Origin of the sequence: Paraburkholderia sp. IMGN_8 (genome assembly GCF_038050405.1) — a bacterium.
GTDB lineage: Bacteria > Pseudomonadota > Gammaproteobacteria > Burkholderiales > Burkholderiaceae > Paraburkholderia.
The window spans coordinates 4,072,651-4,090,823 of the sequence record NZ_CP150901.1 but is presented as its reverse complement, the minus strand read 5'-3'; the positions used below and the strand labels follow the sequence as shown (position 1 = coordinate 4,090,823).

Sequence of the window (18,173 nt, the reverse complement as noted above, 5' to 3'; positions counted from 1 at the left end):
TATCGTGAACATTCGCCAGCTTATCGCTTTCCGTTGCCTGTCGAGAAATCGACGCGAATTGTTAAGTTTTGTTCGCTCGCAGGTGTTCGATCACACATCGGTGATTCGCTTCATCGAAACGCGGTTTGGCGTGTATGAGCCGAACATCACGGCGTGGCGCCGCGCAGTGTGCGGCGACCTGACCACTGCGTTCGACTTCCGCACACCCGACTCGAGGATTCCGCCGTTGCCGGACACGAGCAACTACAAGAGTCGGCTTTTCAGAAATCTCAGTAGGCAAGCGCAGCAAGGATTCACTGGGGCTTAGTGAATTGGCGAACTCCCAGAAACGATATTGATCTGCATTTCTTTCTGGAAGTTTGTGAGCGACGCCGATGACCACCCCCGACTTTTTCCGCAGCCGCCTGGACGCGTGATCGATCTTCGTCACGCGCTGGCCGTGCTGGCCACGCGGATGCCGTGGGCGTCGATCGGAGCAACGCTGGGTCCGGTGTTCGAGCGGCGCGCGCGAAGGCCAGGTCAGTGAAGGCATCGATCTGTTCGGCGTGACGCCTGTGCTGGCAGGAGCTAGTCCGAGCGCGGCCGGTCGGCCACGGTTGCCAGTTCGGCTGATGGTCGGTCTGCTCTACGTGAAGCACGCGTACAACGAAAGCGATGAGTCGGTGTGCGAGCGTTGGGCGCAGGACGTGTACTTCCAGTTCTTCTGCGGCGAGGAGTACTTCCAGCCGCGCCTGCCGTGCGACCCGACCAATCTGGTGCGCTTCCGGCAAGCGCTGGGCGAAACCGGTGTCGAAGAACTGCTGGCCAGGTCGTGCATCGCGGCAAGAGCAAAAACCTTGTCGGGCGTTCAGCGGCGCTGGCTGAAACGGCGACAGGCCATCGAGCCAATCATCGGGCACGTGAAGCAGGACCACGGCACGCGGCGCTGCTGGCTCAAAGGACAAACTGGCGATGCGCTGCATGCCGTGCTATGCGCCGCCGGCTACAACCTGCGCTGGCTGCTGCGCGCCATCGTCCGCCTGGGCATCGAGCCCATGCTTTTTGCGCTTATGCTCTCGCGTCTGCTCGCCGGCTTTGTGCGGGCAAAGCGGCCCTCACATCCCTTGCCCGGCTCACCTCAATTCGCAATTTGAATTGCAGGGCCAACTTGTTATCCCTGTCCGGAAACGGATAGCGCCACGTCAGCGGTGTGACCGCCGGGGTCGTGTAGAAATCACACCCTAGGATTTCTGGATCGCCGCAATCACGCACAAAAAGACAACCGCTCGCGCGGGCGTGAAGCACTGCGGTTTTCCGGGGCATCACAGCAACGGTGGTCTGCTATCTACTCATTGAGCGGTTCTGCGACGCGATCAGTAGCGGTTCTTTTTCGCACTTGCACATGCACCAGTCATAGCTCAATGCCTCCTGACGACCATTCACGCCTCTGCTGGAAACACGATCGCCCACACAAACGATATACCCGGTCGTGTTGCATGCCGGACACACGACCGGATCACCTTCGTACGCTATCGAACGGCCGTACAGCATGTCGGCGCGATGTGCTATCACAGTCCCCCCTGCCGTGGTCTTATCACCATCGCGAATGGTGTAGCGTTGACTCATTGTTATTTCCTTGAAAGCGGTCTGATGGATATCTGGGCGGCCGCGTCATCGCCGCTGCGGTATTTCTGTGAAGGGGACGAAATGCCACTGCCCAAACTCGGGATCGAACAGGGCAACCTGTTTGCAACCCGTAGCGTTCCGTCGCAATAGCTCAATCGAGCCAAAGGCACGCTCGGCAACCTGATACAGGCGATGACTGTCCCAGTTCAAAACCTCCCTGTGAGTCTCCTCCCAGGCGAATAGACCGGCAAGCTCGCGAATCCGGGAATACTCCGCGAGGATAATCGGGTCCACTTCGAACATCAGCGGGTCACGCGCCCAGTGGTGCATCAACCTGCAAACCCCGCCGAGCCTGCCCGAGGGGCGCAGGAGAATATTGCCGTCAATCGAAGGCCATCCCAGGTGGATGTCGGCAATGAATCCGAGTTGGTCAGCATCGCGAAATACTCTCCAGTCGACCTCAGACGCGGGCAGCACATGATAGAACCTGCCGCGTGTTACAGCGTGAGCCGCCTCGAACACCGCATCGAAAGGGGAGAGAAAGCACACGACTGCCTGGCCCTGCTCAGTTCTTTCGGTGACAAAACAGGGGTCGCCATCCTCATCTTCAAAAAAGAGAACGTAGACAGGCAGCACCCTGAAGAACGAAATCCCGTTGTGGTCATACCGGATACTGGGAGTCAGCAACGTCATCCTCCGTTATTCCCGCGTCTCGTTATAGCAGCGCTGTTCATTCGGCATTGTGAGGCTACCAGTTTTTGTAAAAATTCATCCTCGCCACACAAACGTCGTGCTCCTCTCGAAGCTTGGTGTGAGTCATTTGACAATTAGCTTCGACGTACCGCAACCAGTCCTGATTCTTTCCATCTGGCATATCACGAGCCAATTTATTGAGCACCTGCCCCTCATTGCCATTTTCATACTCGTTCGCCATGAAAGTTAAAGCTCGCTTAAAATCCTTCATGCTATACGAGTTATCAAGGAAAAGGAGTTCGCGCGTCCTCGTGAACGTTACCGATTCTAAACAAGCCCATTTATCGATACCCGCTTCCTGACCTGGGCTGGTTTCGTCAAATGCTGCTTGACAGTACTTAGTCTTGTACTGAATCCAATAGCGTTGCGCCTGCTGCAACTGCTTGCGATCTCCTTCCACCCATTTTTTTCCCAGCGCCTGATAAACACGATTTAATTCAGCATCAGCTTCCTTGAAATTTGATTCAGCACAAGTCTCAATCTCGCGCGTTACCGGACTGCCACATACCGGCCGAGAATGAGCAGCATTAGAAATCAAAAATAGCCCCGCCAATACCATACCAATTATCTTCATTTATTTCAAAACCCTACCCTGGCTCACACTCTTCCGAATGGAGGCAGTATCCTTAAATCGAAAATTCACCATTTCACCCTCCCGCTTTCCGTCAGATCCAGAACCAAAAAAAACCGATATTTTTTTGTTTTCCGAGAAAGCAATTCCGCCGCTTTCACTTTTTTTGAGTCTCACACGCATGCACTTCATAGCAATCACCTTCCGCATCGACTCCAGATAGGTAATATCGCCACTTGACAATTGCAAATAGCACTCCCCCCACCGGCTGAATTCTTGAAAGTGCCAACCAATTCCGGGTAGGCAGGCCGTCTTGATTAAATGTCGCAATCGGAATCACCACCCCGTCTTTACGCACAAGCCGAACCACAAGTTTTTCAGGTTCTTCTTCGATACGCTTTATCTCGATCCAATCTGGAACGGAAATAAAATCGATGCGTAGCCTTTCAATACCCGACGCACCAGAGGATGGTTCTGAGAATGCCGCAATCGACGAAAATATCAATGCGGCAACTATATTGAGCCTTACAAAAAAATAGAGAACGCTCTTCATACTCGGGCATCGTAAATACTTAATTTACCATGAGCGGTTCCTTTGGAGGAACTGCAACCCACACACCCCGAGCGCCGCCATCCAGTCGATTGAGTATAAAAAGGCCACTCGAGATCTTATGCGATACCATTTCCAGCAAATAAAATATCCCATTGTCCTTATAACCTTTTAGCACAATATCTCCATTTCTCCCAGCATACGAATAATGACCAGAAATACACGCATTAGTCTCGTTGAGCGTGTAATTAATAGCAAGTCCATTTGCAATTTTGGCCACACCAGATGAAGGATTCGAATTGACCATCTCTTTCGATAGACACCGAGCATCCCCACTGAAAACAATCGCCTGGCTTTGAAGACCAGCGATTATTGCGAACCCAAATCCGTCCACCTTTGGAATCAACTCATAACCAACAAGAGTAGCAAGGGATTTCCCGCCTTTGTCGAGAATTATAATTTTTTGGTTCTTTGTATCCGAGGCCCCATCGGCACTACATCTAACAAAACGAAAATCCCCATATTCCAATCCAGTCGGGTTAGTACAAGCTGCGCGTTGTATGTTTTTCAGCCAATCCTTTCCGTCACTGTAAGCAATCATGCCGTCTTCACTAATCGCAGCAGCAACGTCGAAACTGCCTAACTCTACCCTCTTGCAGGAAGAGCCAACTGAACGTGTCTCGTCAACGGAATCATAGAACGTTCTGTATATGCAATCGACATAGAGGCGACCTCCGATTCTATTTATCGGCGCGACGATATGAAACTTATTTCTCGATCCTTCTGAATCAATTTCAATGGCGAGCCCTCCGTCTACAAGCGGCACTAGATTTGAAGAAAGCGAAGATGCGTTGACGATTAAATTTTCATATTTTCCTAGCGATTTGCCACCTTCATAAATTTCGACCTCACCCGCTTTATTTACTTTCTCAATCAATATCTTGTCCGCATGACCATCTCGCCCCAAGTCAGACGCAATAGTTTTTTCAGAAATCAACAATGGCACTGAAATAACAAATGCACAGAATACTGATTTTAGCATTTTGCCGCCTCAAGAATTATTTTAAACCTAACCGCAAAACCAGCGATCTTATCGGCCTGATCCAAGCCGTTTATTATCCGCCGAGCGTTAACGTAATCCTGCGTCGTTGCACTGATATAGTTTGAGAGTTTTTTCCCAGTAAAAATTCCATTTTCCATGCCATAGACAGTCGCCCATGCTGCGATTTCCGGTTCCAACATTCGATCGGGACTATTCGCCAAGTCGACACCAATTAGTTGCCCGATCGCTTGATAGTTACTCTTCCAGGTCACCTGGACGTACCCACGACCACGATATTTGTAACCATCTCCTTGATGTGTGTTTCCGTCGTCAAGCGCGCGTTGTCGATGGGCTGCCGTATCCGCTAAAACTGGGTCGTATTTATTAAAATAGGACATGGGACCGCCTTCCGTAGTTGGTTCGAAATAAATAGTTTTATGTTGATCTGCATGATATTTCTTTGTTTCCAAACGAGCCGTTCCAAGCATGTAGGCAATATAGGGGACATTGCACTCTCCATTTTTATATTTCTTGTAGTAGTCGAGAATTCCTTGAATAAAAATTCGCAGATTATTTTTTGACGTGTCATCTAGCGGCTGCGTACCTGCTTCAAATGATATGTGCTCAGCTTCGTAGGCCTGCAAAAATGTATCTATATCGATACAGTTACAGTTACACATGAAATTCGTGATCAGACCAATAGGGTGAATGTGGTGCACCGTCGCGCTGACAGGAAAGCCCGCGACCTTGCCCTTCACCTCGCTCCACCATTGCAGCTTGTGGATGCGCTGCACTTCAACCTGCCAGTTATCCTTTGCGTTTCGCATCAGCGGTGTGATTGCATCCCATCGCGACATGTCACCGCCCCATTCGCTTTCGTAGCGAAGGATCACGTGTGATAGGGCCTGCGCGAGCCACGGCGTGCGCATTGCTGCCTGCATAGCCCTGGCCGTGACCTTGCCAGCAGGATTCTCCGGTTTGGGCTTGCTACCGGCCCCGTAGGTCGGAGGGGGAGACAGCTTTGCAATCGTCTGTTCCAGTTTCAGCAACAATGGACTGCCATTGACTGCCGTGATCGATGGCTCGAACTCCTTCTGTTCCTTCCAGTCCGCTGCACCGGTGAGGACCAGATTGCGCTTGAAAGCGTCCGTGAGATTGATACCGGTGGCGTCCACCTTTTCAAAGCCAGGCCACGCCCACGGACTCTGCCACTGTGTACCGGGATGGTTCTTTTCGCAGACCCAGCCCGTAGCCGGGTGTCCGTCTGCATTGCCAAATTTCACACGCCACCATTGCGTCTTGCCATCGTCAACAGCCTTGTCCTGCGCCCTCAGTCCATCGAGTTGACTGCGTGGATACACCAGCGTAAATGCGTTCGCTGGGTCGGCCACGTTTTGCAGGCCAAGCGGGAACCGGCTCCAGGCGGGCGTTGTGGCCGTTGCGGTTGCGAGTTTCTCTCGCTCAATCCATACAGGCGGCCCCTCGGGCATGAGCAGGGTCGTGTTTGAGTCCTGATAGCGCGGTTGCACCTTGACCCAGGGACCGCTTGCCGGACTGTCCGGTGTCACGTCAGCCCGGTACAGGGGATGCCAGTCACACAACTTGCGATCTGCCGGAGCGATGTCTTTCACCAGTTTCGCACCCACATCTATCACCAGAAGTGTCCGCTGATCGACGGGTAGCCGTGCTGCCCGCGCGCGGCTTTTGTCCAGAAACGCGCTGAAGCCATCGTCGGCAAACACTTCAAGATGCAAAAGCTGGCGCTTCGGCACAGGTGGCAGCGGCGTCGCACGCTCGTAATCGTGATACTCACCGATCTGGCCGAGCGGCGTCCCGGCCTTGACGAATACCGGCTTCGGCGGAATCACCACCTGTCCTACCGGGTCCGGTTCCTTGATCCCTTGCAGGTTCGGCTTGTACAGCCAGCCCCAGTCGTTTTCGGGAGTGACCTTCGCGTTCTCGGCTTCAGTTTTCCACGGAACATTCTGGTCCTCCCACCCAAAATAGCCGCCATTGACCAGGCTGACCATATGACCCGCCGTGATGGCCTTGATGTGTACCCACTGGCCGCGCGTCTCGCTGATGATGACCTCGCTGCCTGCGGGCAGGAAGCCGACCCGTTCGCCCGCCGTGAAGCTTCCGGCCTTCTTGCCCGCCTTCGGCTCCGTCCAGACAAATGCGCCCGCCGCCCCGGTCGTGCCTCCCTCGGGCGGGGCCATCTGATGATCCCTGTCTTGAACGCGGAACGCGTCAACATCCAGCCACCACCACGGACGCTTCAGTTTCTCATCGGCCAGATAGGTCGCCCAGTCCGCCGTGTGCATGTAGAGACTGTAGATATCGTGTGACTCGTCAGCCGGTTGTACGCCCGTGCTGTTGGGCGCGGGCGGCAGCGTCAGCGTATGGCGTACCAGCACGAAGCCGGTCGAGTACATGGCCCACTTGCCGTCCTTGAATTGCAGGTGTGGATAGGCGTCATCGATCTTGTAGGCGACGATGTATCCGTCAGCAATGCAGCGCACGCCGTCCTTCGTCCCGAACATGCCGACGCCGTTGTTCAGGTGGATACCGCCGTGCGGAAAGCCATTGACCCCCAGCGGGAAAAAGCCATCATCCATTCCGGCCAGTGCCTGATAGAAGGTCTGCGGGCTGGTCACTTCCTTGTTGTCCCTGTCCGGAAACGGATAGCCCCACGTTAGCGGCGAGGTCGCTGGGGTCGGCGCGGTGGCCGCTGACGCGGGCGCAGGGACCGTTGCTGGTGCTGGATGCGGGTGAGCTTGTGCGGGCATGCTTGTGTGGTGTGGTAGTGGTAATGGTCAGTAAGTCAGGTTCGACGCAACGTTGTCAGCCGGAGAACCGCGAACCGTGAGCGCCCGTATCCGGCAGATCGGTCGTCCACGGGAGCCCTTCCTTGACCATTGCCGAATCCGGGCCGTCCTTCTGGAGCGACGCCGCCTTTTCGATATAGTCTCCAGGTGTGGCGTTAGTGATGTTGTGGGGGGTGATGCGGACGTATGAACCGCCCGCGCCAATCCAGACCTCTTCCTTCGCCGAGAGGATGAGCTTGCCGTTCGAGCTGGTTATCTTGATATCTTTCAGGGCCGACATATCAAGCTCATCGCTCTGCGCCTGAATCTGGACCTTGCCACGTGCTGCAAACAGCTTGATGCCGAGGGTATGCGCGAACAGCGACAGCGCGCTTTCGGCCGCCATGACGATGCTCTTTAGGGCACTCACATTGAAGCCTGCGCCTGTCGTCACGTTCACGTCCTTACCCGCGCCAATTGATAAGCGATCAGGCGTCGAAACGGCGATACCCCTGGGCGAGGACAGCAGCATGACGGCCTCTTTCAGCTCGTTCACGCTGTTCCTGAGCCAGTCGTTTTCGGCCTTCAGGTCAGCAATCTCGGCCTTCGCCGTGTTCGCAAGGTCAGCCAGGCCCTGAGCCTGGACCTGCAGTGTCTGGAACTGCTTCATGGCTTCCGCCATGTCGGTCTGTTTGCCGTCGGCCTGTTGCCGTATATCGCTGGACAGCATCAACCCGCCACCGGCACGCACCACGCCCTGCTCATCGGTGCGCAGTTCAAAACCGTTCCCACGATGCTCACGTTTACCACTGACGATGTGACCCAGGGTCAGCTGGCTCCTGCCTGAATGCTCGGTGGAGAGCCTGACGTGCTCTTCACCTTCCCAGTCTTCAAGATCAAACTCGTTGCCGCTCTGCGTATAAATGCGGTTGCGCGACATCAGGCGATCCTGGCTGGTAATCAGGTCGGCCTGCTGGCTCGTGTGATGGAAAGCGCTGATATACGGCTTGTTGGGACAACCGTCTCTAAATTCGATGATGGCTTCTGTCCCCTCCACTACAGGGAAATGGAAGCCGGTCTGCAAGCCGCCCGCGAATGGTTTCGCAAGCCGCAGCGGCACGCTCTCACCACCGGCAGGCCACTCGCCATAGTCACAGTCGAAGCGGACGACGTACCAGCCCTGCTGCGTCAGGTACGCATACTTGTACTTGCCCGGTGAGGTGACACGGGCACTCAGGGTTCCCGTGATTTTCGGCCACTTGTGATCCTCGATTCCTAACCGGAAACGCCGGTCCGAAGGAATGGCCTTGTAGGTGTTGCGATAGGGTTGGTCACGCCCGCCCCAGTGCGTGACTTCGATGATGACCTGACCGTGCGGCGCATCCGGCAGAATATCGTCTGTGGTCAGGATGCGACCGGGGCGCAGTTCGCGCAGGTTGCTCTCGCCGGTATAGACGACCTGCCACGCAAGCGCAGCCTCATGACGTAACTGCGCTTCCCACTGTGCGCCGGACTGGTCAAGATGACCCGTGCCGTAGATATATGGCCGGCCGTAAGTCGTTGTATCGCTTCGAGCGACGTTCCCCTCGGCCCTGAACCGCTCCCATGCCTGGTCGGGGTTATAGTCGGCCACGACAAAGGACTGAGGCACCATTTCGGTGTCCGTGCGCAACGCCAACACGGACTCCTCGCCCGTCATCAGGCCCGAGATGGCCCGGTGCAGGGCCGTGAGCTTGGGCTGATACACATAGTGGTCGATATCGTCGCCAAAGACTACGACATCGCCGTGATCGCCCTGGATGATATAACTGTACATGCCCTCCTGCTGCATGAGCATGTTGACAAAATCCCAGTCTCCCTGCTGGTACTGGAACCTGAACTGGTGCCTTGGGTACTGGCGACGCAACTTGAAGATGAACTGATGCCCCTTCAGTTCGTTGCGACGCAGGACCGAATCGATGATCTCGGGCGCGCTCTGGTTCTGGTAGGTCTGCGTCGTGCGGGGATTCAGGCAACCGATGTGCGCTTCGAGAACAATCTCGTAACCGCTGAAGTCATTTGTCGTCTTCGTATGCGAGAAGCGTGTAATGCGTCCCCAGTACACGGCTGGCTCGCCGCCATCGTCGGGCACGAGCCTGAACTTCGCCTCATGTCCCAGGATCACATCACGCTTCAGCTTCTCCGGGAAAGTCGCGACGATATCGATGCGATAGGGCTGCCCCATCCTTTCGACGGTACGGTATGACACCACCGAAATATCGCTGATCCGTTCAGGCCCGAGCACCTGAAGGAAATATTTCTCGTGGTCACCATCCCCCGTGAGCTTCTTCGCGTTACGTTTAAGCTCGTCCCAATACTCAGCTGTTGAGTCCAAAAACTGCTCCCCCTGTTCCTGATCCGGTCGCCAAACCCGCTAACTGACCATTTAAATCTCATCAGGTCAACCAAATATTTTCGGGATAGCGTTGGGTTGACAATTTTTCAAACATCCGCCTCCCGTCTTATTTCTAACGCGTATTTGTGCCGGATGACTGCGAGTAATATGGCTACTAAAGGATCAATATGAACCGGCCGACAGACTCGAAGACTCATTTGAGTTACGCGGGCATGCGTGACTCAGCGAGTGGTTCATAAGAAATGACCTCTGCGGGGGTGCGTTCCTGATCGGACCGGCAGCATGATCTACACTTGTATTCGGCTGGCGTCAGGGGTGAAATGCATCGATGTCGAATACCGCATCCCTGAACGGGCAAGACAGCCCTCCTTAGCCCATCCGTGATCCAGTACGAAACGTTGACCAATGTACCTGCGCGGATGAATTTCGGCTCCTGACAACAGTTTTCCGCGCGATGACACAAGCGCGGCGACGCTTTCGATTTCTCGAGTGGCATCGTTGTCATCCGCCACCATTTCGTTGAGGGCGCGAACAAGACGATAGTGAAGAACCGCCTTATACGACGAGTATCCGAATGCGATATCGTGAATTCGCCCCCGAGAGGCAGGGTCTTTTGCGGCGAACGCCTGAAGATCACCTTCTGCGGCAAGAAGCGCAGCATCGAAGCGTGAATGTATTGACATTTTCTCAACCAGAGCATGCGATCAACGTTCCATCAATGCTGCATTCAACAAATTTCGGACAACGATTTTCGGCATCTACACGTCCGTGTATAGATCAAAAACTGACGGGGCTGGTCACGAGGCTGCACCCTCGTCCGACGAGTGAACTGAGGTGTTTTCTTGAAGTCTCCTCGGCTCGAGTTGAGCGGCCCCACTTGTGTTTCGTTCTCGCTCAAGAATGCTGGATCGACACTTAAAACAAAGCTATCGGATAAGTCTGAAATACAAAAGATGGAACCGGGTTGGCAATCTGTACGACACTGGCCATTGCAAACACGACGGCAACGTGCGAGCACCGTACCGTGATGCTCCGGAGCGGCGACAGGTTTGCGGCCGGCAACGCTATTGTGTGATGTCGTACCGCGCAGTGCGCCCGGACTTAGGCCCCCAACAAAACCCCAGTCCGAAAGGCCCGCGCACCAGTCACGCGGCCCAACGGCGCGCCAGCCGTCACAAACCGAATAGCGCGCCGCATATAAAACACACCTTCGGTTTGACTAGAAACAGTAGTAGTCTCATCCGTCAACGGATCGACGATATCGAACAAAGCTTGCCCGACACGAATCGTGTCCCCAATCGTCGCGCGATGAACCAGAATCCCACTAACAGGCGCATAAAACTGCTCACTACCGGCGAGCGGCGTAGCAGGCGCCAGCAGCTTGGGCAAAGGCCTGGCATCAAGCTTGATAGCCTTCCGCCAAACAAGAAAATCAACAATCGCATCAGCATCCTTTTGAGCAACAGAATAAGAAACATCCCGCTGCCCGCGGCATTCAACAGTCACTGCAATCGTCCCATCGGGCACAGGCTTACCGACGGACATCTCCTGCTGCAACTGCCACCACAGCAAACTATGCGTTTCATCGAACGACTCACCGCCTGAGTTAGTGGCAAGCAACGAAGCCTGCGCCCCAAGATACCGAGCCAGAGGTTCAAACTCCGGCCAAGCCGCCTCACTGGTATAGAGATGCATCGCCGCTTCAAGCGAACAATGCAGATCGATAACAACATCGGCATCGAAAGAAAGCTTCAGCAACGCCAATTGCAGTGACTCGAACTCAGTCAACGGCTTCTGCTGCGCAAGCTCCTCAGCAATTAACTCGCGAACGATTCGAAGATTCTCCGAAGGATCAGAACCCAAAACCTCCTTAGCCCGCGCCGCCAGCTTCGAAAACTGCAAGAAGTGTCGATTGAAGTTCTTGCCGCTGCCAAGATCGAAGCGCCCGAGAAACTGTCCGAGCACGAACTGCCCAAGCCCGACCGGATTGGCCACAGGGACCAGAACGATTTCGGCCGCCAACGCGCCCTGCTTCTCCAACTCAAGCAAACGACGCTTAAGCAAAACAGCCGTCAGCATCGCCGGCGTTTCATCGGCATGCAGCGACGACTGGATATAAATCTTTTTCCCACTATTCGAGGGCCCAAAATGAAATGAAACCAGTTCACGGTGCGTGCCGATAGCCGGCGAAAGAAGCGAAATCGATTGCTTGTTCATGAGCGGAAGGTCTGGAGAATAGGAAATAAAAAATCAATTGCCGTACGGATCGAAGCCGAAGTACTTCCGCGCGAACGTGCCGCAGCTGAAAGTCAGCGCGGCGCTCAAGATCGTCAGCGGGATTTTCATGGGCGAAGGATGTGGGTTGGGCGGAGTCCTACCGGGCCATCCTATGTCGCCATCGCGCTTCAAAGAAGTCCCGATCGGACTATCATGATCACTTTTTCTGATCGTGGAAATCTTTCATGGCGTTGACGATCTCCCAGCTGCGCGCGTTCACGGCGGTCGCCGAACACGGCGGCATCCGCGCGGCGTCGCGGGCGCTCGGCATCGCGCAGAGCGGCATCACCCAGCAACTGCAAAACCTCGAAGCGATGCTGGGCGCGACGCTGTTCACCCGCGCGAATCGCGGGATCGCGCTGGGTCAGCGGCTGTTGCAGCGTGCCGGCGCGATTCTCGGCGAATGCGAGCGGGCCGAACAGGAAGTGCAGCAGTTGCGTGGCGACTACGCCGGCGAAGTCACGTTCGGAATGACCACCGAGCCGCTGATCGATGCGTTCGCGCCAGTGCTGACGGAATTTCGGGCGCGCTTCGAACGCGTCGCGGTACATCTGCGCACCGGCACCTCGCGGATGATGATTTCGTGGATCCGCGAAGGCACGCTGGATTTCGCCGTCGCGCTGGTGTCGAAACATACCGATACAGCCGATCTGTCGATCACGCCGCTGTATCCGTCCGATCCGGTGATCGTCTGCCGGCACGGTCATCCGAAAGCGGGTGCGACCTCGCTGGCCGAACTGGCCGATTGCACATGGGTAGCCACGCGCTCGCCGAATCTCACCGGCGATCCGCAGGTGAATCGCCTGAACCATCTGTTCGAGAGCCACGGCTTGCCCGCGCCGAAAATCATCGCGACGGTGGAAGGCCTGTTCGAGGCGCTGCATCTGGTCGGCGCGACGGATTGTCTGTCGCTGGAACCGTCGATCGTCGCGAAGCACGGGCCGTTTGCGAGCACGCTCACGTCGATCGCGGTGCGTGAACGCGCGGTCGAACAGAACGTGTGCCTGTTGCAGCGTGCGGCGATTCCGGTCACGCCCGCCGCGCAGGAGCTCGCCACGATGATTGCTTCGTACACACGCACGGTGAGGGCGCGCTGACGGAGCGACCTCGGTGAATCAGGCCAACGCCTCCAGCGTCAACAACTCCTCGATCGTCTGCCGACGACGGATCAGACGCGGCTTGCCGTTCTCCAGCAACAGCTCAGGCGCGAGCGGCCGGCTGTTGTAGTTCGATGACATCGATGCGCCATATGCGCCCGCATCGTGAAACACGACAAAATCCCCCACTTCAGGCGCGGGCATAGACCGGCTCTCAACGACGCCGCCCGCTGCTTGCGTGAACACATCGCCGGCTTCACACAAAGGGCCGGCCACCGCGAACGATTCGCGCGGCTTTTCGCTAAGCGTGCCGTTGCGCTTCACCACGCTCATCTCGTGACGACTGCCGTAAAACGACGGACGCACCAGATCATTGAAGCCCGCGTCGACGAGCGCGAAATGCCGGTTCGGCCGTCGATTCAGTGCGTGCACCTCGGCGACCAGCACGCCCGCTTCTGCGACCAGAAAACGCCCCGGTTCGATTTCCAGCCTCACGCGATGCCCGACATGCGCCTCGATCTGCCGGCGCGCAGCGTCCCAAAGACGGAAATAATGTTCGGCGTCGATGCGCGGCTCGCCTTCACCATACGGCACCGATAAGCCGCCGCCGGCGGAAATCGCTTCGATATCGTGACCCAAACGTTTGACCGCCTCGACCATCGAATCGCACACTCGCGACAGATGCGCATAGTCGACGCCTGAGCCGATATGCATGTGCAGTCCAACCAGCGTCAAGCCGTAACGACGCACGATTTCTACTGCGCGCGCCACGTCATCGAGCCAGATGCCATGCTTGCTATGCTCGCCGCCCGTGTTGGTCTTATTGCTGTGTCCGTGTCCAAAACCTGGGTTGATCCGCAGCCACACTCGATGACCTTCAGGCGCGTTCAGCCCCACGCGCTCGAGCATATCGAGCGACCCGGCGTTGACGGTGATGCGGTGCGCGAGCACCGTAGCCAGCGTCGCGTGGTCGATCAGATCAGCGGTAAAAACGACACCTTCTGGATCGCCATCCGGTGTGAAGCCCGCCGCGAGACTACGCGCGATTTCGCCCAAGGACACAGCGTCGACCATGGTCCCTTCGTCGCGCATCAGCTTCAGGATATGCAGATTCGAGCACGCCTTTTGCGCGTAGCGGATCACGTCAAAGCTGCGCAATTCGGCGATGCGTTGGCGGATTACGTCGGCGTTATACACCCACAACGGCGTGCCGTGCTGTCCGGCGAGTTCAACGAGTTGTTGCGGATCGAAAGTGGTCACGGTTCTCACGTCTCTATGCGAAGGCTTGACCGGCATAATGCTGAGAACCGTGCATTCAGTAAAATACCAATTCTTCGCTCTTCCATTCATTCCTGATATAGGCACCATGGCGCTCACGCATCGGCATATCGAAGTCTTCCGCGCGTTGATGACCGCAGGCAGCGTCACCAAAGCGGCCGAGATGTTGTTCACCTCGCAGCCCACCGTGAGCCGTGAACTCGCGCGCATGGAACAAAGCATCGGCTTTGCGTTGTTCGAACGCGTGCATGGACGCCTGCGTCCCACCATGTCCGCACTGACGCTCTTCGACGAGATCAAGCGCGCGTATATCGGACTCGAACGAGTCGCCTCGACAGCGGCAAGCCTGCGCGAATTTCAGGGCGGGCAGCTCTCGATCATCGCGCTGCCCGCGTTTTCACATTCGATCCTGCCCGGCGCGTCCAAACGATTCCACGACGCTCAGCCGGGCGTGAGCCTGTCGATCGCCACACAGGAATCGCCGTTTCTCGAAGAGTGGCTGACCGCGCAGCGCTACGATCTCGGCCTGACCGAACACGGCGCGCCGCCGGCCGGCACGCTACTCACGCCGCTGCTCGAAGTGGACGAAGTCTGCGTGCTGCCCGACGCGCATCCGCTGCTTGCAAAGCGCGCGATTGAACTGAAGGATTTCGCGAATCAGCCTTTCATCAGCTTGTCGTCGAGCGATCCGTACCGGATTCAGATCGACGAAGCGTTCGCGCAAGCGGACATCGCACGCCGGCAGATGATCGAGACACCCACGGCCGTTTCCGTTTGCAGTTTCGTACGGCGAGGCCTTGGTTTAGCTATCGTCAATCCGCTTACCGCGCTCGATTTCGTGGGCCGTAATCTGCATATCCGGCCGCTCGCCGTGTCGTTTCCGTTTCGCGTGAGCGTGGTACATCCGGAGCATCGTCCGAGCCATCCGCTGGCTGGCGCGTTCGTCGAGGCGCTGCAGAGCGAGGCGGCTGCGCTGCGGCTACAGTTGAAAAATCACACTCACGCTCGGCGCACGTCGGGCGCTCGAACGCAGAAACACGTCTGAACTGGCGCACACGAAGCTGGACTTCATGCGTGGCGACTTCGATGTGAGGGAAGCCACAACGGTTGGGGCGGATTTTCCGGAAGGCGCGGGCTAACGCTGATTTGTACCCGGCGCCAAGCCAGGCCATTGGCCAACCTCAAAACTCGACCAACGCAAAATCTTCCTTGCCCACATCGCACAAAGGGCAACGCCAATCGGCCGGAACATCCGCCCAGCGCGTGCCGGGCACGATGCCCTCGTCGGGCAAACCGGCGGCTTCGTCGTAGACCCAGCCGCAGATCACGCAGACCCACTGCTTGAAGTCGTCCGCCAGTGCCCGGTTTTCTACCACTGCGTGCGGCGCATCGGCTCCCTGCAAAGCCGGCGTCTCATCGAGACTCACGACCAGCGGCGCGGCAGTGCCCGTGGCGCTTTCGGCCAGACGCGCCTGCAGGCTTTCCAACAGACGCTGCGCTTCTGTGTGCGTCAAATCGATCCAGTACGGGTCGCCGGCGCCGTCGTTCAGCCGCTCGGGGGAAAACTGGATTTCTACGGCTACGCCCTTCTTGTACATGGCAAATCGGAGTTCGATGAAGCCGGCGGCCAGCGCCGGCGTTAGGTCGGATGCGTGCAGCGAGGGCTTGCGGCGGGATTAAACCAGCTGGTTCAGCAGGATAGCGGCGATCAGAGCCGCGCCGCTGATGAGGCCAAGCAATTGCAGCAATGTGAGGGATTTACGCGAAGAAGCGGGAATTTGTTGGGCGATAGGGGATTTGGAAGCAGTCACGTGGCGTTCTTGATTACGGAAAAAACGAAATAGTACATGGGGTTGGGGCTGGCGCATGCCGATTTGCGCAAACCGATGTGCATTAGTGCCATTGTCGCTTCTCGAACGGGCTGGATTCGTTACCCTTTGGAGATGGACCAATTCTTCATGGTTTTTTTTGGGGGGTTGTTGTGCACGGCGTTGGCTTTTGCTTAAGCTTGTTTGCCTGCGCGGCGCTTACCTCTGTGTGCCTACGGCGTTGGCCTTTCCTTGATTTGATATTGGTTTATTAGCGTCGCCCCTGTGCGGGGCAGGCACTTACTTTCTTTGCCGCCGCAAAGAAAGTAAGCAAAGAAAGCGGCTTCACACCGCTAATTCTTAAGCGGGTCCCCTGGCTTGGAGGAGGTAGTGGAGCATCTGGAATCAGTGTTCTCGCACATTCCGCGCTGGTGACAAGGCAGTCATACTTCCGGCGGCGCTGCGCGCGCCGTAGCGGTACTTCACAAAACCATCGGGCGCCTCGGCGATTAGTTATGGTTTGGAATAGCCGATGGTCCTGCGCCTCGCGTGTGTTGTTATAGCCGGTGCCGGCGGCTCGCAGGTCATCGTCGCCGACGATTGTACGATCCTGCGCGGCGTCAAAAAATTCGAATATCAGGTATTCGACAATGGATTGCCGTGACGCGAATCCCAGAACCGAATCACCGACGTATCGCCGGTGCCACCCCCCACCACGTGGTCCGGCGCGCCGCTCTCCCGCAGCAACGCGCGCAGTTCGTTGATGACCGGAAACACTTCGTGGTTCCAGTCCGCGCCCTGCTTGTCGTGCGCGCGCTGTTCGGCTTCTACGATCTCGCGGTCTTCCTTGAAAATGCGTTCGGTGAACCACACCAGCAGCGGCCACGCGAGATTCAGCACGCCCGGAATGCCCGGCTTGCGGATCGAGAGCAAACCAAACGTGCGGTTAGTGCGCTGCTCGCGATCGAGCGGCACGTAGACGATCCATAAATCCATCACCAGCGTCTGATCGGACGTGCGGATTTGCAGCGTCTGATACGGGTAACCGGTGCGGATCGTCATCACGTCCTTGTCGTTGTCGCCCCCGGTCTTGCGGCTCTGGCCGAATACAATCGCTTCGCCGATCGGCTGCTGGCCAGCCATGCGTGCAAACGTGTAATCGACTTCGACCCAGCCTTCGCCACGCCGGCGACCCACTGAACGCGCACGCATCTGCCCCATTTGCCGGCGATGCAGGAACTGATGGTTCATGTCCATCAGGTTCTCGTGCATGAACGAATAGTGGCAGCTCACCGCGCGGCCGAACCGGCGCGTCTTGTACTTCTTGTCCGATACCGAACCGAGAGCCGGCAACGGACGCTCTTCAGCCAGAGCGGCATCGCCGGGAAACACGAAAATCAGGCCCTCGACTTCGCGGCACGGATACGAACGAACGCCGTTCGGCAAACGATCGCGGCCCAGATACGGCACGTCGATGCACTTGCCGGAGCAGTCGTACGTCCAGCCGTGATAGCAGCAGCGGATCGACTCACCGTCCACCACGCCCTGATGCAACGGCACCTGACGATGCGCGCAGCGGTCCTCCAATGCGAACACCGCGCCCGATTCCGTGCGTACCAGCACGATCGGTTCGCCCGCGAACGTCACACCGTGCGCCTTGCCACGCTTTACCTCGTTCGACCACGCCAGCGGATACCAGTAATCGGGATGAATGCCGACGCGGCGCAGATCGCGCACCGGCGCGTCGTTGGCGGCATGGCTGGGCGCGTGCGCATTCACGGCTGCATGCGCGCCTGCATCAGCAGGCGGCGCATCGACGAGCACGTCGACGGTGTCTTGTTCGAGCGGGGGAACAGCCTGCATAGGTGGAGTCTCCGTGCACGAGCGGAATGGGTGTCACCGCCGCTGCAAATAGCGGCCGACGTCGTCGCACAGTCTACTCGAACCAGCAGTGGGTCGGGACTGCCGCTCACCCTTACATGCCGTTCGC

At 56.9% G+C, this 18,173-nt stretch carries 16 protein-coding genes and 2 pseudogenes; 5 read left to right on the top strand and 13 right to left on the bottom strand.

Features of this window, described 5'->3' with window-relative positions; genetic code table 11:
• Positions 1-67: 67 nt before the first annotated feature.
• Positions 68-253, top strand: a pseudogene (locus tag WN982_RS39490) (hypothetical protein); the annotation flags it as partial.
• Positions 254-374: 121 nt separating this feature from the next.
• A pseudogene (locus tag WN982_RS39485) lies at positions 375-1,133 on the top strand (transposase).
• Between the two features lie 187 nt (positions 1,134-1,320).
• Here the strand turns inward: WN982_RS39485 and WN982_RS39480 are convergent.
• The 9 genes from WN982_RS39480 to WN982_RS39440 form a co-directional block, all read right to left on the bottom strand.
• Positions 1,321-1,530 carry a PAAR domain-containing protein gene (locus WN982_RS39480; RefSeq protein ID WP_341319566.1) on the bottom strand — a complete coding sequence of 70 codons (210 nt, stop codon included), beginning with the start codon at positions 1,528-1,530 and terminating at the stop codon, positions 1,321-1,323.
• Positions 1,531-1,650: 120 nt separating this feature from the next.
• Positions 1,651-2,298 carry a hypothetical protein gene (locus WN982_RS39475; protein WP_341317368.1) on the bottom strand — a complete coding sequence of 216 codons (648 nt, stop codon included), beginning with the start codon at positions 2,296-2,298 and terminating at the stop codon, positions 1,651-1,653.
• 55 nt (positions 2,299-2,353) lie between these two features.
• Complete coding sequence (locus WN982_RS39470; protein ID WP_341317367.1) at positions 2,354-2,932, bottom strand: lysozyme inhibitor LprI family protein; 579 nt, start codon at positions 2,930-2,932, stop codon at positions 2,354-2,356.
• Positions 2,933-3,086: 154 nt separating this feature from the next.
• Positions 3,087-3,482, bottom strand: a complete 396-nt coding sequence (locus WN982_RS39465; RefSeq protein ID WP_341317366.1) for a hypothetical protein — start codon at positions 3,480-3,482, stop codon at positions 3,087-3,089.
• Positions 3,483-3,501: 19 nt separating this feature from the next.
• The gene (locus WN982_RS39460) at positions 3,502-4,521 is read right to left on the bottom strand and encodes a hypothetical protein (protein ID WP_341317365.1); all 1,020 of its coding nucleotides are present in this window, start codon (positions 4,519-4,521) and stop codon (positions 3,502-3,504) included.
• Complete coding sequence (locus tag WN982_RS39455) at positions 4,515-7,178, bottom strand: glycoside hydrolase family 19 protein (RefSeq protein ID WP_341317364.1); 2,664 nt, start codon at positions 7,176-7,178, stop codon at positions 4,515-4,517. Before WN982_RS39455 ends, WN982_RS39460 begins: the two co-directional genes overlap by 7 nt.
• A 187-nt stretch (positions 7,179-7,365) precedes the next feature.
• Positions 7,366-9,702 carry a type VI secretion system tip protein VgrG gene (vgrG, locus tag WN982_RS39450; protein WP_341317363.1) on the bottom strand — a complete coding sequence of 779 codons (2,337 nt, stop codon included), beginning with the start codon at positions 9,700-9,702 and terminating at the stop codon, positions 7,366-7,368.
• A gap of 308 nt (positions 9,703-10,010) precedes the next feature.
• A complete protein-coding gene (locus WN982_RS39445) occupies positions 10,011-10,406 on the bottom strand; it encodes a hypothetical protein (RefSeq protein WP_341317362.1) in 396 nt (131 codons plus the stop codon).
• Between the two features lie 418 nt (positions 10,407-10,824).
• The gene (locus WN982_RS39440) at positions 10,825-11,940 is read right to left on the bottom strand and encodes a succinylglutamate desuccinylase/aspartoacylase family protein (protein ID WP_341317361.1); all 1,116 of its coding nucleotides are present in this window, start codon (positions 11,938-11,940) and stop codon (positions 10,825-10,827) included.
• A gap of 245 nt (positions 11,941-12,185) precedes the next feature.
• On the opposite strand from WN982_RS39440, the gene WN982_RS39435 reads away from it, so the two are divergent.
• Positions 12,186-13,097 carry a LysR substrate-binding domain-containing protein gene (locus WN982_RS39435; RefSeq protein ID WP_341317360.1) on the top strand — a complete coding sequence of 304 codons (912 nt, stop codon included), beginning with the start codon at positions 12,186-12,188 and terminating at the stop codon, positions 13,095-13,097.
• Positions 13,098-13,115: 18 nt separating this feature from the next.
• Here WN982_RS39435 and lysA read toward each other — a convergent pair whose 3' ends face one another.
• A complete protein-coding gene (gene lysA, locus WN982_RS39430; protein ID WP_341317359.1) occupies positions 13,116-14,357 on the bottom strand; it encodes a diaminopimelate decarboxylase in 1,242 nt (413 codons plus the stop codon).
• Between the two features lie 106 nt (positions 14,358-14,463).
• Between lysA and WN982_RS39425 the strand changes: the two genes are divergently transcribed.
• On the top strand, positions 14,464-15,420 hold the full coding sequence (locus tag WN982_RS39425) for a LysR family transcriptional regulator (protein WP_341317358.1): 957 nt from the start codon (positions 14,464-14,466) through the stop codon (positions 15,418-15,420).
• A gap of 136 nt (positions 15,421-15,556) precedes the next feature.
• Here the strand turns inward: WN982_RS39425 and WN982_RS39420 are convergent, their stop codons facing one another.
• Together WN982_RS39420 and WN982_RS39415 are read right to left on the bottom strand one after the other, a co-directional pair.
• Positions 15,557-15,973, bottom strand: a complete 417-nt coding sequence (locus tag WN982_RS39420) for a rubredoxin (protein ID WP_341317357.1) — start codon at positions 15,971-15,973, stop codon at positions 15,557-15,559.
• 78 nt (positions 15,974-16,051) lie between these two features.
• Positions 16,052-16,243, bottom strand: a complete 192-nt coding sequence (locus WN982_RS39415) for a hypothetical protein (protein WP_341317356.1) — start codon at positions 16,241-16,243, stop codon at positions 16,052-16,054.
• Between the two features lie 472 nt (positions 16,244-16,715).
• Between WN982_RS39415 and WN982_RS39410 the strand changes: the two genes are divergently transcribed.
• Positions 16,716-16,847 (top strand): hypothetical protein, encoded by a 132-nt coding sequence (locus WN982_RS39410; protein WP_341317355.1) that lies wholly within the window; start codon positions 16,716-16,718, stop codon positions 16,845-16,847.
• Here WN982_RS39410 and WN982_RS39405 read toward each other — a convergent pair.
• Positions 16,820-18,046 carry an aromatic ring-hydroxylating dioxygenase subunit alpha gene (locus WN982_RS39405; protein WP_341317354.1) on the bottom strand — a complete coding sequence of 409 codons (1,227 nt, stop codon included), beginning with the start codon at positions 18,044-18,046 and terminating at the stop codon, positions 16,820-16,822. The two genes, WN982_RS39410 and WN982_RS39405, sit on opposite strands and share 28 nt — an antisense overlap.
• Positions 18,047-18,173: the final 127 nt, after the last annotated feature.

Coding starts and splice junctions, on each gene's coding strand:
- WN982_RS39440 (WP_341317361.1), bottom strand. CDS start 11,940: ATGAACAAGCAATCGATTTCGCTTCTTTCGCCGGCTATCGGCACGCAC.
- WN982_RS39410 (WP_341317355.1), top strand. CDS start 16,716: ATGGTCCTGCGCCTCGCGTGTGTTGTTATAGCCGGTGCCGGCGGCTCG.
- WN982_RS39445 (WP_341317362.1), bottom strand. CDS start 10,406: ATGTCAATACATTCACGCTTCGATGCTGCGCTTCTTGCCGCAGAAGGT.
- WN982_RS39470 (WP_341317367.1), bottom strand. CDS start 2,932: ATGAAGATAATTGGTATGGTATTGGCGGGGCTATTTTTGATTTCTAAT.
- WN982_RS39415 (WP_341317356.1), bottom strand. CDS start 16,243: ATGCGCCAGCCCCAACCCCATGTACTATTTCGTTTTTTCCGTAATCAA.
- WN982_RS39460 (WP_341317365.1), bottom strand. CDS start 4,521: ATGCTAAAATCAGTATTCTGTGCATTTGTTATTTCAGTGCCATTGTTG.
- WN982_RS39465 (WP_341317366.1), bottom strand. CDS start 3,482: ATGAAGAGCGTTCTCTATTTTTTTGTAAGGCTCAATATAGTTGCCGCA.
- WN982_RS39475 (WP_341317368.1), bottom strand. CDS start 2,298: ATGACGTTGCTGACTCCCAGTATCCGGTATGACCACAACGGGATTTCG.
- WN982_RS39420 (WP_341317357.1), bottom strand. CDS start 15,973: ATGTACAAGAAGGGCGTAGCCGTAGAAATCCAGTTTTCCCCCGAGCGG.
- WN982_RS39405 (WP_341317354.1), bottom strand. CDS start 18,046: ATGCAGGCTGTTCCCCCGCTCGAACAAGACACCGTCGACGTGCTCGTC.
- WN982_RS39480 (WP_341319566.1), bottom strand. CDS start 1,530: ATGCTGTACGGCCGTTCGATAGCGTACGAAGGTGATCCGGTCGTGTGT.
- WN982_RS39435 (WP_341317360.1), top strand. CDS start 12,186: ATGGCGTTGACGATCTCCCAGCTGCGCGCGTTCACGGCGGTCGCCGAA.
- WN982_RS39425 (WP_341317358.1), top strand. CDS start 14,464: ATGGCGCTCACGCATCGGCATATCGAAGTCTTCCGCGCGTTGATGACC.